A 14,366-nucleotide genomic window follows, 5' to 3' on the forward strand; every position below is an offset into this window, starting at 1 on the left:
CGCCTCCCGCGTTTGACTCCGCCGAAGACGCACTGCTGAAGCACAAGCGCGACATAGCGGCGCCACAAAACGGATGCCTACGGTGCGGGAAGACCCCACGGAGGACCACTATGTTCGGAACCTACCTGCGCCGAGAACTCCTCGGCCGCCGCAGACAGACGCTCATCATCGCCATCGGCATGGCGTTGGCGATCGCACTCGTCATCATCGTGAACTCGGTGGCGGCAGGCGTGAAGAACGCCCAGGCGGAGGTGCTGCAGTCCGTGTACGGAGTCGGCACCGACATCACCATCACGAAGCCCGTCAGCACCCCTACCGCAGGATCCGCACAGGGGCCGCGGTTCGACTTCGGTGCGAACGCCGGTTCGCAGAGCAGTGACGGAAGCCGCAGCGTCGATTCCTCACGGTTGAGCGTCGGCCCGGGCGGCAACACCTTGAGCGCTTCGGCCCTCGCCAAGGTGCAGAAGACCTCGGGCGTCTCCGGGGCCGCCGCTGTGCTATCGCTCCAGAACACGAGCTTCAAGGGAACACTGCCCGACTTCAGCAAGCTGAGGGACGGCACGGGCACCACGCCCAAGTCGGGCACGTCGACGTCTGGAGGCACCGGCGGATCCGACGGCCAGGGCGGAAGCTCGTTCCAGGTCAACTCGTTCAGCGTCATGGGCATCACGCCAGGAGCGAAGGCCGTCGGCCCGGTCGCATCAACCGCACTCGCGAAGGGACGCACGCTCACGTCGTCCGACGCCGGCAAGTACGTCGCCGTGCTCGACTCGAGCTACGCGAAGTCGAAGAGCCTGTCGGTCGGCGACACGATCAGCGTCGGCGGCAAGGACTTCAAGATCGTCGGAACCGTGAAGCCGACCGGCTCAGACTCGACGACCGCATCCAATGTCTACATCCCGTTGGACCTCGCGCAGACGCTCTCTGACGAGAAGGGCAAGATCTCCACCATCTACGTCACGGCAGCATCGGCAACCGACGTCGACTCGCTGAAGACGTCCCTGGAGAAGACCCTGCCGAGCACCACGGTCTCCACTCAGGCAGACCTGGCCTCCAACGTGTCGGGCTCGCTCGGGAGCGCGGGACAACTGGTCGCCAACCTCGGCACGTGGCTCTCGGTCATCGTGCTTGCGGCGGCGTTCCTGATCGCCATCCTCTTCACCATCTCCGGCGTCACCCGCCGCACCCGGGAGTTCGGAACTCTGAAGGCGATCGGCTGGTCGAACCGCCGCATCGTCGGCCAGGTGGCGGGCGAATCCGTCGTGCAGGGGCTCATCGGCGGCGTGGTCGGCATCGCCATCGGACTCATCGGCGTTCTCGTGGTCAACGTCATCTCGCCCAGTCTCACCGGAGGCGTCTCCAGCGGTGGATTCGGCGGCGCCCTCGCCGACGGAGCCCGCCGAGCGTTCTCCGGTGGTGGCGCGAGCGGAAGCGGTGCTGCATCGAGCGCGGCGCCCGGCACGGGCAGGTTCGGAGGGTTCGGGGCGGCGGCGAGATCCGCTGCGAGCTCTGCCACCACCCAGGTTGACCTGAGCGCACCCGTCACGGTCTGGATCATCGCCGCCGCCGTCGGGCTCGCGATCCTCGGCGGCCTGCTGGCCGGTGCCATCGGCGGATGGCGGGCCTCGCGCCTGCGCCCCGCCGAAGCGCTGCGGTCCGTGCAGTAGGCCGGGCATCCGCGATCAACGACAACATAAGGAACGCGACATGTACAAGCTGACGAACGTCACCAAGCAATACCAGGCCAAGGGGGGAAAGGTGACGGCGCTGAACGATGTCACGCTCGAGATCCCGGACGGCCAGCTTGTGGCCATCCAGGGACCAACAGGTGGCGGCAAGTCGACGCTGCTGCAGATGCTGGGCGCGCTCGACCGGCCGACCTCCGGGACGGTCGAGCTGGAGGACTCGAGCCTTGGCAAGCTGGGCGACGGACGGTTGACGGGCATCCGAGGCAAGGAGATCGGGTTCGTCTTCCAGGGCTTCAACCTCATCCCCACGCTCACGGCGCTCGAGAACGTCGAGACCGCGCTCGTTCCGCTCGGCATTCCCGGTCCGGAGCGAAGGGAGCGCGCGACGAAGGCGTTGGAATCGGTGGGGCTGGGCGATCGCGGCGACCACCGGCCGGCGGAGCTCTCCGGAGGTCAGCAGCAGCGCGTCGCCATCGCCAGGGCGCTGGTGAAGGAACCCGAAGTGTTGTTGGCGGACGAGCCGACGGGCAACCTTGACGAGGAGACCCGCGACGAGATCATGGAGCTGCTCGAGGGTCTGTGGCGCGCCCGCGGCCTCACGCTCGTGATCGTCACGCACGACTCAGCGGTCGCCCGCCGCGCCCAGCGTCGCCTGCACATCAAGCAGGGCAAGGTCAAAGAGGTCGCATAGACCGACCGCTCGGCAGACGCAAATGCCGCGAGTCCCGCCCCTCAGGGGGCGGGACTCGCGGCATTATGCCTGGTGGATGTCAGGCCAGCGTCGCTGCCGAGGCATCCCATCCGTCTGGGAGGACTGCAGTCGGAGTGAAGGTGCTTTCGACCGTGACCCATTCGCCGGTCTCGGCCGCCTGGATGGTCGAGACCATCACATCGAGCGCGTGGTACGCCTGCTCACCGCTTGCACGTTCAGGCACTCCTGCGCGGATGGCGCGCGCCAGCTCGACAACGCCGGTTCCGCGGGCCGACAGCTCGCCCTCGACCTCGATCGTCTTGGGCTCGTCGCTGCCGTCGTGCAGCACGAGGTTGCCGACGAACATGTTCGGGTCATTGACCTCGAGCGCGCCGTCGACGCCGGTCACCTCGAAGAGCGTGCGCTTGATCTGCGATTCGAAGCTGAAGATGCTCTGCGACGTCTGGCCGCTCTCGAACTCGAAGACGGCGGTCACGTGGGTGGGGACCGTCACGTCGAAGGTCTGGCCAGCAAGCGGGCCGGATCCGATCGTGCGAATCGGCTTGGCCTTCGACGCCACCGCCGCCACGCGCTTCACCGGTCCGAAGAACTGGATCAGCGTCGTGATGTAGTACGGGCCGATGTCGAAAAGCGGGCCCGCGCCCTCCTGGAACAGGAAGGCGGGGTTCGGGTGCCACGACTCCGGACCCGGGTTCTGGATGATCGTGAGCGCCGTCTGCGGCACGCCGATCGCGCCCGACTCGAGGAGCCTTCGGGCCGTCTGGATGCCCGCACCCAGGAAGGTGTCGGGTGCGCATGCCACCCGCAGGCCGGCGGCGTGGGCCGCGTCCAGTACACGCTTTCCGCTCTCGCGGTCAAGAGCGATGGGCTTCTCGCTCCACACGTTCTTGCCTGCGGCCACAGCCTGGAGTGCCACCTCGGCGTGAGCGCTCGGGATCGTGAGATTCACGACGATCTCGATCTCGGGATCCGCCAGCAGCTGCTCGACGGTGCCGGATGCCGGCACTCCGAATTTCTCGGCCTGCTCGGCGGCGCGCTCGAGGTCGATGTCGGCGATGAAGCGCACGTCGACATCCGGGAACGCCGTGAGGTTGGTCAGGTACTGCGTCGAAATGTTGCCTGCGCCGATGACGCCGACTCCGACGGGGCCGGTCTTACCCGGAGTGGTGGTGGACTCGCTCATGCCAGACCTTCCTTGGTGAGGAACGCGAAGCTGTCGGCGACCGCAGTGAAGCGGTTGTCGCGTGAGTCGTCGAGCTCGATGACTCGCAGCGCGTTCGGGGCGGCCTCGATGATGTCACGGATCGGCAGGCTTCCGCTTCCCACTGCGACCTGGTCCTTTGTGTCCTTCGTCGCGGGGCCGTCCTTGATGTGCAGTGCGACCACGCGGTCGCCCAGTCTGCCGAGCACCTCGACGGGGTTCTCGCCGCCGACGGCGACCCAGTAGGTGTCGAGCTCGATGACCACCTCGGGGTCGAGCTTCGAGACGAAGTACTCGAGGGCGTTCTGCCCGTCGATCTTGTTCTCGAACTCGTGAGCGTGGTTGTGGTACCCGACGCGCACGCCGTGCTGGGCAGCGATCTTCGCTGCGCTGTTCAGCTGAGCCGCCGTGTGCTCGATGGCCTCGGCGGTCTTCCACCGGTCTTCAGGCACGTGCGGATCGATAACGGTCTGCACGCCGAGCGCCTTGGCCGCGTCGAACGTCGCCGCGATCTCCTCGTCGGTCTCGCCGAGGAAATGCACGTGCACGGTCGGTGCGGCGAGTCCGGCGGCAGACAGTGCGTCGCCCAAGCCGGGGAAGTTGGTGAAGGCGAAAGGCTCGACCTGAGTGAAGCCCACCTCGGCGAGCTTGTTCAGGGTGCCCTGCAGATCGTCTTGCAGCGCCTCACGCACGGTGTAGAGCTGCACGGAAACAGGTGAGGTGGTCACGATTCTCCTCGTCGAGAGCCTCGTAGCGCGGACGGATGCCGCGGCGAGGCCGATGCTTCGTTGTCAACGTCCCCTGCGGGCACGCGTCGAGGCACTGATCCAGCGAATGCTCCTGGACACTGCTTCGCGCACCGCTTCTGGCACCGCTTGCGACGGCCAGAGATCGGGGTCGAATCGATTGAACCACACTTCGGGGCCGGGATGAGTCGCTTCGAAACACTCCGTCGTGCGGTGGAACTCTTCGGACACCCGCCACGACGCGCGGCGTCGTCTCCCGCCGGGGGCACAATGGAGCGGTGACCGACACGATGCTCTCTCTGTTCGATGAGGAGCTCGAGGCCGCTCTCCACCCCCAGGGCGCGCAAGCGCCGCGGGCCGCGGCAAAGCCCGTGCTTCCGCACGAGCGGCGCATCCTCGCCCACGCATCGGATCGTGTTGCGTGGCTGCGTGCCCGTGCCCGCGGCATCACCGCGACCGATGTCGCGAAGCTGTCCACTCCGGCATCCGTTCTGGCCGCCGCCAGGCAGAAGGTGCACGGATCCGGATTCACCGGAAACGTCTTCACGGAACACGGCAAGGCCAGGGAACCGCAGATCGCCAAGTGGGTGCTGAGCGAGCACGGGATAGTGCCGAGCGACGCACTGTTCCACGCGGTGAGCGACAGACGACACCTCGCAACTCCTGACGGGCTCGTGGCACGGGAGACCGGTCGCCTGGAGCTCGCCGAGATCAAGACGACGAACAAGCCGTGGCGAAGCATCCCAAGGCACTACCTGCGACAGGTGTGGTGGCAGCAGTATGTGCTCGGTGCCGAACGCACGCTCGTCGTGTGGGAGCGTCACGACGGATTCGTGCCGATCGGCGAGCCGGAGTGCCGCTGGATCGATCGCGACGAGGACGAGATCGAGCTGCTGGTGCGCCTTGCCGGTCAGCTCATCGGAGTGCTCGCGACCGGCCGGGTGTGACGGAGGGCGTCTGCGTGAGCGTTGGCGCCCCGGGCCAATGTCGCGCCCGATGCCGTCGGCGGTTGGTCTACGTCCTATAGCGCGCGTTCAGGGACGGACGGTTCCCGCCCTCCAGCAGTCCCAGCTCAACCGCCGCGAGATCCTGCAGATCGTTCGCATTGCCCAGCGCGGGAATGCACACGCTTTCGCCGCGGCTGAATGCGCCCCAGGCAGCGACAGCGACGTCATCAGCGGTCATGGCTTGAGGGTCGCTCCGGGCAGCACCTTCGGCGAACTCGGTCTGCACGCGTCCGGGACACACGAGCGTGACCTGTACGCCGGTACCCGCCACTTCGCCGGCCAGCAGCCGGCTGAGCGCGACGATTCCGGCTTTGGCCGAGGCATAGATCGCACGGGCTGGCAGATACGGCGCGCGCTGCCCCGCGCTGAACGCGAGCAACGACGCGACGTTGATGGTCCCTCCCGATCCCCTCTCGAGCAGTCTCGGAAGGATTGCGCGACTGAGAAGGAGCGGCGCGGCGGCATTCAACGTCCAGAGCTGACTGACCATCTCCGGCGTGACCGTGGCAAGCGGAGCGTAACCGCCGGCTCCGGCGTTATTCACGAGAACGTCGACATCGCCTTGGGAAAGGCGATCGGCGACAGTCTGGATCCCTTCGTTCTCCGCGAGGTCCGCCACGAGGACGCGCCGCGCACCCGAGCGATCGTCGATCCTCGATCGTTCAATTGAGCGATGCCGGAACCGCCGTGACAAAAGGGGCCGGTCCTGTCTTCGATGACGCACTCGACCGGCTGATCGGCGGCTCGCTCGAGCCGCAAGCGTTGACGGAGTTCGCCGACTCGCTCCGAGGACTGAGGGAGGGCGCAGGGCGACAGGCCGCCAATGGGTCAGAAGCTGAGTGAAGGTATGAGGCCCGGCGTCACTTAGCGGTCACCGGCGCCAGTGCCTGCTCGAATACGAAGTCGTCCTCCCAGCGGTCCCCGACCCGGAAACGCTTCACGCCCACCTTCGAGAAGCCGCTCTTGAGGTAGAACCGCTGTGCGCGCTCGTTCTCTTCATTGACGCCCAGCCACATTCCGGCGGCACCGTGCTCGCGGGCGGCATCGATGGATACCTGCATCAGGCGTCCCGCCACGCCTCGGCCGTGATGGCCTGGCAGCACGTAGCACTTGCTCAGCTCGCTGGTCGGGCGCAACGTGAGGGCGCCGGCCACGTCCTCGTCGTGCGGCTCGCCGAACACGACCATGGTGTAGCCGATCGGCTGCCCGTTCTCTTCGGCGACGAGCACGACCCGATCCGGATCGGAGAGGTATGCCCGGAAGGAGGCGGCCGAGAGGTTCTCAATGACGAAGGTGGCGGCATCCTCCCTCGTGGTGTGCGGAGGGCAGGCGAGCGGGAACGTGACGGCCGCGACGAATGCCAGGGCGTCGGCATCCGTCGCGGTCGCCCGGCGGATCGTCACTTCGGTCATGCCTTCACGCTAGCCGCTCGCCTTCGCACTCGGTCGCAGGGCGCTGCTGCTCACGCCGCCCGCTCCATGGCTGCGTGCTCCCTCGCCGGCTTCGGCGGCACGACGACGTCTGCATCGTCGCCCAGGTAGCGCAGGTAGGCGACCACGGTGAGGAACGCCGGATACTCGGGCCGCAGCGCCACCTCGTCGAGCACCCTGGCGGCGTCGTCGAAACGGTCCGCCGGTGTTCGCGGTAGGCCTGCCATCACCTCGTCTCGCACGCGTCGAACGAACTCCAGATCGATGAGCTCGCCTTCCGCGGTCACTACCCGGTTCTCGATCCACTGCCACAGCTGCGAGCGTGCGATCTCGGCGGTGGCGGCATCCTCCATGAGGTTATCGATCGCGACGGCGCCCACGCCCCGCAGCCACGCCTCGACGTAGCGCAACGTGACCTGGATGTCGTCGCGCACTCCAGCACGAGACACCGTTCCCGGGGCCCCCGCGAAGCCGAGCAGGTCGGATGCCTGCACCCGCACGTCCTGCCTCGTGCGTTCCAGCTGATGCGGCTTCGACCCGAGCACGGCGTCGAATTCGGCCAGCGCGGTCGCGATGAGATCCGGATGCGCCACCCACGTGCCGTCGAACCCGTCGCCCGCTTCGCGCCTCTTGTCGTCCGCCACTCTCTCGAGTGCGCGCCGTGTGACCTCGGGGTCCCGCCGGTTGGGGATGAACGCGCTCATGCCGCCGATGGCATATGCCCAGCGCCGATGGCACGTGGAGACGAGGAGTTCAGTGTACGCGCGCATGAAGGGCACCGTCATGGTCAGCTGCGACCGGTCGGGAAGCACGTAGGCGCTGCCGCGTGAGCGGTAGGTCTTGATGATGCTGAAGAGGTAGTCCCAGCGTCCGGCGTTCAGGCCGGCGCAGTGCTCGCGCAGCTGGTACAGGATCTCCTCCATCTGGAAAGCGGCATGCAGGGTCTCGATCAGGACCGTTGCGCGAATCGTGCCAACTGGCATCCCGATGCGTTCCTGCGCGAACGCGAAGACGTCGTTCCAGAGCCGCGCCTCCTCGTGATGCTCGAGCTTGGGCAGGTAGAAGTACGGGCCGGTGCCGCCGTCCACGAGGCTCTGCGCGTTGTGCCAGAAGTACAGACCGAAGTCGACGAGGCTGCCTGACGCCGCGAGGCTGCGACCCTGGCGGTCGACGAACAGCAGGTGTTTCTCTCCGAGGTGCCAGCCGCGGGGACGCATCACGATGGTGGGCGGGTGTTCCGCGGTGACCCGGTATTCCTTGCCTTCTGGACTCCTGTGGGTCAGTTCTCCTCGGACGGCGTCGAACAGCGACAGCTGACCCTCTACGACGTTCGCCCAGGTCGGGCTGGTCGCGTCCTCCTGGTCGGCCAGCCACACTCGGGCGCCTGAGTTCAGCGCGTTGATCGCCATTTTGCGATCCGTTGGCCCGGTGATCTCGACGCGCCGGTCCTCGAGCCCGGGACCTGCGCCGGCGACTCGCCACGTGGAGTCGTCGCGTATCCATGCCGTTTCGGGCATGAAGTCGGGATCCCGGCCGTTCGCGATTTCGGCGCGCCGTCGCATCCTGTCCGCGAGAAGCTCGTGCCGACGCGCAGCGAAGCGATCGTGCAGTTCGGTGAGGAAACCGAGCGCGCCAGGCGAGAGGATTTGCTCGTAGCGGTCGCCCAGCGCCGCGGCGATCTCAATGCGCGGCTCGTGTTCTTCGGTGGTGTTCATGTCCATTCCTTCGTTTTTCCAGGCTCCCTGAGCGAGCGGCTTTAGAACTGTGCTTGTTCGGTCGAACCGGCGAGCGCGAGCGTGGCGCTCGAAGGGTTCAGAGCGGTCGCGATGAGGTCGAAGTAGCCCGTACCGACCTCTCGCTGGTGGCGGGTGGCGGTGTACCCGTCGGCCTCGGATGCGAGCTCGGCCTCTTGCAGCTCGACGTACGCGCTCATCTGCCGCTGCGAGTAGTCACGTGCGAGCGTGAACATCGAGTGGTTCAGCGCGTGGAAGCCCGCGAGGGTGATGAACTGGAACGCGTACCCCATCGCGGCCAGCTCCCGCTGGAACCGTGCGATCGTCGCGTCGTCGAGGTGTCGCTTCCAGTTGAACGACGGCGAGCAGTTGTACGCCAGCCGCTTGTTCGGGAAGTCGTCATGGATGCGTTCGGCGAAGCGTCGCGCGAGCTCGAGGTCGGGTTCGGAGCTCTCGACCCAGAGCAGGTCCGCGTACGGTGCGTACGCGATTCCGCGGGCGATGACGGGGTCGATGCCGTTCCGCACTTCGTAGAACCCTTCGGCGGTGCGCGTTCCGGTGAGGAACTCGCGGTCGCGTTCGTCGTGGTCGCTCGTGAGCAAGGTGGCGGCCAGCGCATCCGTTCTCGCGATGACGACAGTGGGTACGTCTGCCACATCGGCCGCGAGTCTCGCGGCGTTGAGGGTGCGGATGTGCTGCGACGTCGGCACGAGCACTTTGCCGCCCATGTGCCCGCACTTCTTCTCGCTGGCGAGCTGGTCTTCCCAGTGCACCCCGGCAGCGCCCGCCTCGATCATCGAGCGCATGAGCTCGTAGGCGTTGAGCGGTCCTCCGAAGCCGGCCTCCGCGTCGGCCACGATGGGGGCGAGCCAGTCGATGTCGCTCGGGCTGCCGCTCGAGGCGTCGATCTGGTCAGCTCGCAACAGCGCGTTGTTGATGCGACGCACGACCGCCGGCACCGAGTTCGCCGGGTAGAGGCTCTGGTCCGGGTAGGTCTGGCCGGAGAGGTTGGCGTCGGCCGCCACCTGCCAACCGGAGAGGTAGATGGCCTGAAGGCCGGCACGCACCTGCTGTACCGCCTGGTTGCCGGTGAGCGCACCCAGAGCTGCGATCCACCGGTAGTCGCCGCCCGCCGAGCGGGAGTCCGCACCCGTGGCAGGAACCTCGGTCTGCTGCAGCTGCCGCCACAGCCGCTCGGCTCCGCGACGGGCGAGCGTGTGCTCTTCGCCGATCCGACCGCGAAGCGCGACGACGTCGGCGGCACTGTAGTCGCGGCGGATGCCGTCCCATCGCGAATCGGCGCTCCATTCCAGTTCCAGCTCGTCAGCGGTCTGTGTCGCCTCGCCTGGTCGTGGTGCGATCTGCTCGGTCATCGTGTTCTCCTGACGCTCGTATTCGGTGGCTGCGAGCACCACCCACCCGGTCTGATCGGCTCGCTGCGACAAGACTGCGGCCGTCGGGCCGCCGCGATCCGGGATTCGGAAGAAGAAGGTGGGCCTGACTTCCGTGCCGCGGAAAATCCACGACTCCTCCCCCGAATGCAGAAGAACGGCAGTTCTTCTGCTGTCTCACGCCCAGCTGAAGAGCAGCACCGGTGACAGCATCGGCACATGATCACCGTCGATCGAGCGCCCGCAGCACCTGAGTCGGCCGACGAGCTGGATGCTCTCACCCTCGGCAGGCGCATCCGGGAGCGCCGCAGACGACTCGGTATGACGCTCGACGACCTGGCGGCAGCCGTCGAGCGTGCCCCATCACAGGTCTCCATGATCGAGAACGGCAAGCGAGAACCGCGCCTCTCCATGCTGCGTACCATCGCTGCGGCGCTGCACACCACGGTGGACGACCTCGTGCGCGCCGATGCACCCGACGAGCGTGCGGCTCTGGAGATCGCGGTGGAGCGGGCCGTGCGCGGACCGGTGTTCGCCTCGCTCGGGCTGCCAGGCATCCGTGCGTCCAAGTCGATGAGCGACGACGTACTCAAGGCTCTGATCGGACTGCACGGCGAGATCGAGCGGCTGCACAGGGAGCGGGCATCGACGCCGGAGGAGGCCAGACGCGCCAATGCGGAACTGCGCGCCGAGATGCGTGCACGCGACAACCACTTTCCCGAGCTCGAGCGTGCCGCGGCCGACCTTCTGGGTGTCGCCGGACACTCGGGCGGCCCGGTGTCGCAGCAGACCGTGAGCGACATCGCCGCTCGGCTCGGATTCACCCTGCACTATGTGGGCGACCTGCCGCACGCGACGAGGTCGGTGACCGACAAGGGGCATCACCGCATCTACCTTCCCGTGCAGCAGTTCTCGTCGCGCGACTCCCGTTCCCCCGTGCTACAGGCGCTGGCCAGCCAGGTGCTCGCGCATGACGAACCGCGCAGCTACGCCGACTTCCTCAGACAACGAGTGGAGACCAATTACCTCACCGCGGCCGTGCTGCTGCCCGAGAAGGATGCCGTGCGCCAGCTCACCGAGGCGAAGAACCTGCATCGCATCTCGATGGAAGACCTGCGCGATGCGTTCGCGGTCTCGTACGAGACGGCCGCGCACCGCTTCACGAACCTCGCCACGACTCGGCTCGGCATCCCCGTGCACTTCATGAAAGTGCACGAGTCGGGCACCATCATCAAGGCCTACGAGAACGACTCGGTGCGGTTTCCGTCCGATGCGACCGGTGCCGTGGAAGGCACCACGGTGTGCCGCAACTGGACCGCGCGCACGGTGTTCGAGGCATCCGACCGGTTCAGCCCCTGGTATCAGTACACGGACACGTCAACGGGAACGTTCTGGTGCACATCCCGAATCGAGAAGGCCAAGGAGGGCGAGTACTCGGTAAGTGTCGGTGTGCCGTTCGCACACGTGAAGTGGTTCAGGGGACGAGAGACCGTCAACCGTGCCAGTTCGCGTTGCCCCGAGGAGAGCTGCTGCCGCAAGGCTCCCCCGGAACTCGCGGATGCCTGGGCTTCCTACGCGTGGCCGGCGGCGCGCACGCCCACATCGCTCCTCGCTGCCCTGCCGACGGGGAGCTTTCCCGGTGTGGACGAGACCGAGGTGTTCGAGTTCCTCGAGGCGCACGCGCCCGTCTCCTGACCCCGGCAGGGCGGACGAATCGCTCGCCGACGTCCGCGATTCCGGACGCGAGACCCTGCACTCCGCGCCGATCCTCCGCCTAGGCTGGCAGCGGATGCCACGCGCCGCTCCCGATGCGCCGCTCCAGGCATCCGCTCGCGTCGCACACACCAGCGGTGCGCGACGCCGCAGAGGCGAGAAAGGACTCCCATGAGCTATTACGCCGTGGTCAACCCCGCTACCGGCGAGACCGTCAAGGAATACCAGACGATCACCGACGACGAGTTGCACGACGCGATCGCGCGAGCGGATGCGACCTTCCGCAGCTGGGGCCGCACCACGACCGCGGCGGAACGGGCAGAGCTCGTGCGCAAGGTCGGCGACCTGCACTCGGAGCGTCGCGATGAGCTCGCTGCGATCATCGTGCGCGAAATGGGAAAGCCCGTCGAGCAGGCACTCGCGGAGGTCGACTTCGCCGCAGACATCTACCGCTACTACGCGGATGTCTCGCCGAAGGTTCTCGAAGACGAGCCCATCGAGCTGCTCGCAGGCGAAGGATCGGCCGTCATCCGACGCAGCCCGCTCGGCGTTCTGCTCGGCATCATGCCGTGGAACTTCCCCTATTACCAGGTCGCGCGCTTCGCAGGGCCGAACCTCGTGATCGGCAACGCCATCCTGCTCAAGCACGCGCCACAGTGTCCGGAGTCGGCCCTCGCGATCGAGCAGATCTTCCACGACGCAGGGTTCCCCGACGATGCGTACATCAACATCTTCGCCACGAACGAGCAGATCGAGTGGGTCATCGCCGACCGCCGCCTCCAGGGCGTCTCGCTCACCGGTTCGGAACGCGCCGGCGCAGCCGTTGCGGAGATCGCCGGACGGAATCTCAAGAAGGTCGTGCTCGAGCTCGGCGGCTCGGATCCCTTCATCGTGCTGTCCGCGGATGACCTCGACAAGGTCGCGGCGGATGCTGCTGCAGCGCGCCTCGACAACAGCGGTCAGTCGTGCAACGCCGCAAAGCGGTTCATCGTGGTCGACGACCTCTACGAGCCCTTCCTCGAGAAGTTCAGGGCGAAGCTCGCCGAATCGCAGCCGGCGGATCCGACCAGCCCCGACTCGCCACTCGGCCCGCTGTCGTCGTCGGCTGCCGCCGACCGGCTGCAGGAACAGCTCGACCGCGCTGTGGCGAACGGCGCGAAGCTGCATGCCACGGGCGATCGCAGGGGCAACTACTTCGCGCCCATCGTGCTCACAGACATCGCGCCGGGCAATCCGGTTCGTCAGGAGGAGTTCTTCGGGCCCGTCGCTTCGGTCTATCGGGTGGCGAACGAGGACGAGGCGGTCGAAGTAGCCAACGACATCCCGTTCGGGCTCGGATCCTACGTGTACACGACAGACCCAGCGCAGGCACAGCGGGTGGCAGACAAGATCGAGGCAGGCATGGTGTTCGTCAACGTCGTGCTCGCCGATGGGGTGGAGCTGCCGTTCGGCGGCGTGAAGCGCTCCGGCACGGGCCGCGAGATGGGACGCCTCGGCGCAGACGAGTTCGTGAACAAGAAGCTCATCCGCATCGGCTGACCGCAAGTCCCCTCGGCCGCTATCGCTTACCCGGGCGAAGCAGGATCAGCCACGACTGGTAGTGCTCGACGACGCTTCCACCCAGTTCTTCCACCGCTGCTCCCGCCTGCGCTGCTTCCCTCTCGGACCAGTCACTGAACGTGCCGAACAGCCGCCGGACGTGCTCGGCGCTGAGCTCCACGCTCCAGCGGTAGGTCGACGTCTGTACGAGCTCGAACATGCCGCCGCGGGTCAGCCGCTCGACCGTGGCATCCAGATCTTCCGGATCCGGCGACCGCCGCTGTCGCGGGTCGCGTCGTCGCACGATGTCGCCCACCCGCTGTCGGAACGGCGTCGTCACCGTGGGATCGCCGAAGACGTTCCGCCACACAGCGAAGCGGCCGCCGGGTGCCAGAAGGCGGGAGATCTTCGGCAGCACGACGTCGAGGTCGAACCAGTGAACGGCCGTGGCGGCAACCACCAGATCGAACGAGGCATCGGGCATCCCGAGGTCTTCGGCACGATCCGCGACGACCGAGACTCCTGGATAGCGGGCCCGTAGTCGCTCTGCCAACCTCGGCCCGGGCTCAACGGCCGTCACCGACAGACCGGCAGCAACGAGCGGCCCGGTCGCCTGGCCCGTGCCTGCGCCGAGGTCGAGCGCCCGAAGCCCAGGCTCGAGAAGGCCCTGTTCTCTCAGGGTCGTCCACAGGTCAGCGGGGTACGACGGGCGGGCACTGTCGTAGTCCTCGGCGCGCTCGTTGAAATGCATCGAACCGCCCAGGGTTGCCCACGTCTCCGAACCGAATGTCATGCGTGTTTGCCGTCGAGTTCGTGGGCGCGGAACAGGATGACGTCGTCCACGACCTCGGCCGGCAGTGGGTGATCAAGGCTGAAGCGAATTGCGCCCCTGGAGACCGAGTAGCCGGGCAGGCGGTCCGCCACGCGAGACACCACGGAGCCGCTGAACGGATAGATCGCCAGATGCGTCTTCGTCTGCATCGCGGCGAGCAGCCCTTTGCCGCGGTACAGGAGGGCCGGCATCCCGTAGCTGCGCCCTTCGACTGCATCGGGCACCAGTTCGAGCGCACGAAGACGGATGCCGTCGAACAGCTCGCGAACGTCGCTCGGCAGCGTCGCGTAGTAGTCCGTGAGCTCCCCCATGCCGCACAGCATAAGACCGGGGGTGCCCAAGGGCGACGGGTGTCTCGGCCGGCACCGCATGTC

At 67.0% G+C, this 14,366-nt stretch carries 13 protein-coding genes; 5 read left to right on the top strand and 8 right to left on the bottom strand.

Translation table 11 applies throughout. The features are described 5' to 3' along the window. Positions 1-110: 110 nt before the first annotated feature. Complete coding sequence (locus ACO2Q7_RS13170) at positions 111-1,667, top strand: ABC transporter permease (protein ID WP_423356160.1); 1,557 nt, start codon at positions 111-113, stop codon at positions 1,665-1,667. Between the two features lie 40 nt (positions 1,668-1,707). Continuing rightward, positions 1,708-2,379 (top strand): ABC transporter ATP-binding protein, encoded by a 672-nt coding sequence (locus ACO2Q7_RS13175; protein WP_423356161.1) that lies wholly within the window; start codon positions 1,708-1,710, stop codon positions 2,377-2,379. Positions 2,380-2,458: 79 nt separating this feature from the next. Here the strand turns inward: ACO2Q7_RS13175 and ACO2Q7_RS13180 are convergent, their stop codons facing one another. Further along, positions 2,459-3,583, bottom strand: coding sequence for a Gfo/Idh/MocA family protein (locus tag ACO2Q7_RS13180; RefSeq protein ID WP_423356162.1), 1,125 nt, complete (start codon positions 3,581-3,583; stop codon positions 2,459-2,461). Then, positions 3,580-4,329, bottom strand: a complete 750-nt coding sequence (locus ACO2Q7_RS13185; RefSeq protein ID WP_423356163.1) for a sugar phosphate isomerase/epimerase family protein — start codon at positions 4,327-4,329, stop codon at positions 3,580-3,582. The genes ACO2Q7_RS13180 and ACO2Q7_RS13185 overlap by 4 nt, the downstream gene beginning before the upstream one ends. Positions 4,330-4,625: 296 nt before the next feature. On the opposite strand from ACO2Q7_RS13185, the gene ACO2Q7_RS13190 reads away from it, so the two are divergent. Beyond that, positions 4,626-5,294, top strand: a complete 669-nt coding sequence (locus ACO2Q7_RS13190; RefSeq protein ID WP_423356164.1) for a YqaJ viral recombinase family protein — start codon at positions 4,626-4,628, stop codon at positions 5,292-5,294. Between the two features lie 67 nt (positions 5,295-5,361). Here the strand turns inward: ACO2Q7_RS13190 and ACO2Q7_RS13195 are convergent, their stop codons facing one another. The 4 genes from ACO2Q7_RS13195 to aceA form a co-directional block, all read right to left on the bottom strand. Then, complete coding sequence (locus ACO2Q7_RS13195) at positions 5,362-6,078, bottom strand: SDR family NAD(P)-dependent oxidoreductase (RefSeq protein ID WP_423356165.1); 717 nt, start codon at positions 6,076-6,078, stop codon at positions 5,362-5,364. Positions 6,079-6,214: 136 nt separating this feature from the next. Continuing rightward, complete coding sequence (locus ACO2Q7_RS13200) at positions 6,215-6,766, bottom strand: GNAT family N-acetyltransferase (RefSeq protein WP_423356166.1); 552 nt, start codon at positions 6,764-6,766, stop codon at positions 6,215-6,217. Between the two features lie 50 nt (positions 6,767-6,816). Further along, the gene (aceB, locus tag ACO2Q7_RS13205) at positions 6,817-8,499 is read right to left on the bottom strand and encodes a malate synthase A (RefSeq protein WP_423356167.1); all 1,683 of its coding nucleotides are present in this window, start codon (positions 8,497-8,499) and stop codon (positions 6,817-6,819) included. 41 nt (positions 8,500-8,540) lie between these two features. Continuing rightward, complete coding sequence (gene aceA / locus ACO2Q7_RS13210; protein ID WP_423356168.1) at positions 8,541-9,890, bottom strand: isocitrate lyase; 1,350 nt, start codon at positions 9,888-9,890, stop codon at positions 8,541-8,543. Between the two features lie 237 nt (positions 9,891-10,127). Here aceA and ACO2Q7_RS13215 point away from each other — a divergent pair, with 237 nt between their 5' ends. Together ACO2Q7_RS13215 and ACO2Q7_RS13220 are read left to right on the top strand one after the other, a co-directional pair. Next, a complete protein-coding gene (locus ACO2Q7_RS13215; RefSeq protein WP_423356169.1) occupies positions 10,128-11,603 on the top strand; it encodes a helix-turn-helix domain-containing protein in 1,476 nt (491 codons plus the stop codon). Positions 11,604-11,792: 189 nt separating this feature from the next. After that, positions 11,793-13,160: an NAD-dependent succinate-semialdehyde dehydrogenase gene (locus ACO2Q7_RS13220; RefSeq protein ID WP_423356170.1), complete on the top strand. Its 1,368-nt coding sequence runs from the start codon at positions 11,793-11,795 to the stop codon at positions 13,158-13,160. 19 nt (positions 13,161-13,179) lie between these two features. Here ACO2Q7_RS13220 and ACO2Q7_RS13225 read toward each other — a convergent pair whose 3' ends face one another. Together ACO2Q7_RS13225 and ACO2Q7_RS13230 are read right to left on the bottom strand one after the other, a co-directional pair. Then, the gene (locus ACO2Q7_RS13225; RefSeq protein WP_423356171.1) at positions 13,180-13,953 is read right to left on the bottom strand and encodes a class I SAM-dependent methyltransferase; all 774 of its coding nucleotides are present in this window, start codon (positions 13,951-13,953) and stop codon (positions 13,180-13,182) included. Continuing rightward, positions 13,950-14,303, bottom strand: a complete 354-nt coding sequence (locus ACO2Q7_RS13230; RefSeq protein ID WP_423356172.1) for an iron chaperone — start codon at positions 14,301-14,303, stop codon at positions 13,950-13,952. The genes ACO2Q7_RS13225 and ACO2Q7_RS13230 overlap by 4 nt, the downstream gene beginning before the upstream one ends. Positions 14,304-14,366 lie beyond the last annotated feature (63 nt).

Source organism: Rathayibacter sp. KR2-224 (assembly GCF_049446075.1).
Classification (GTDB): domain Bacteria; phylum Actinomycetota; class Actinomycetes; order Actinomycetales; family Microbacteriaceae; genus Humibacter.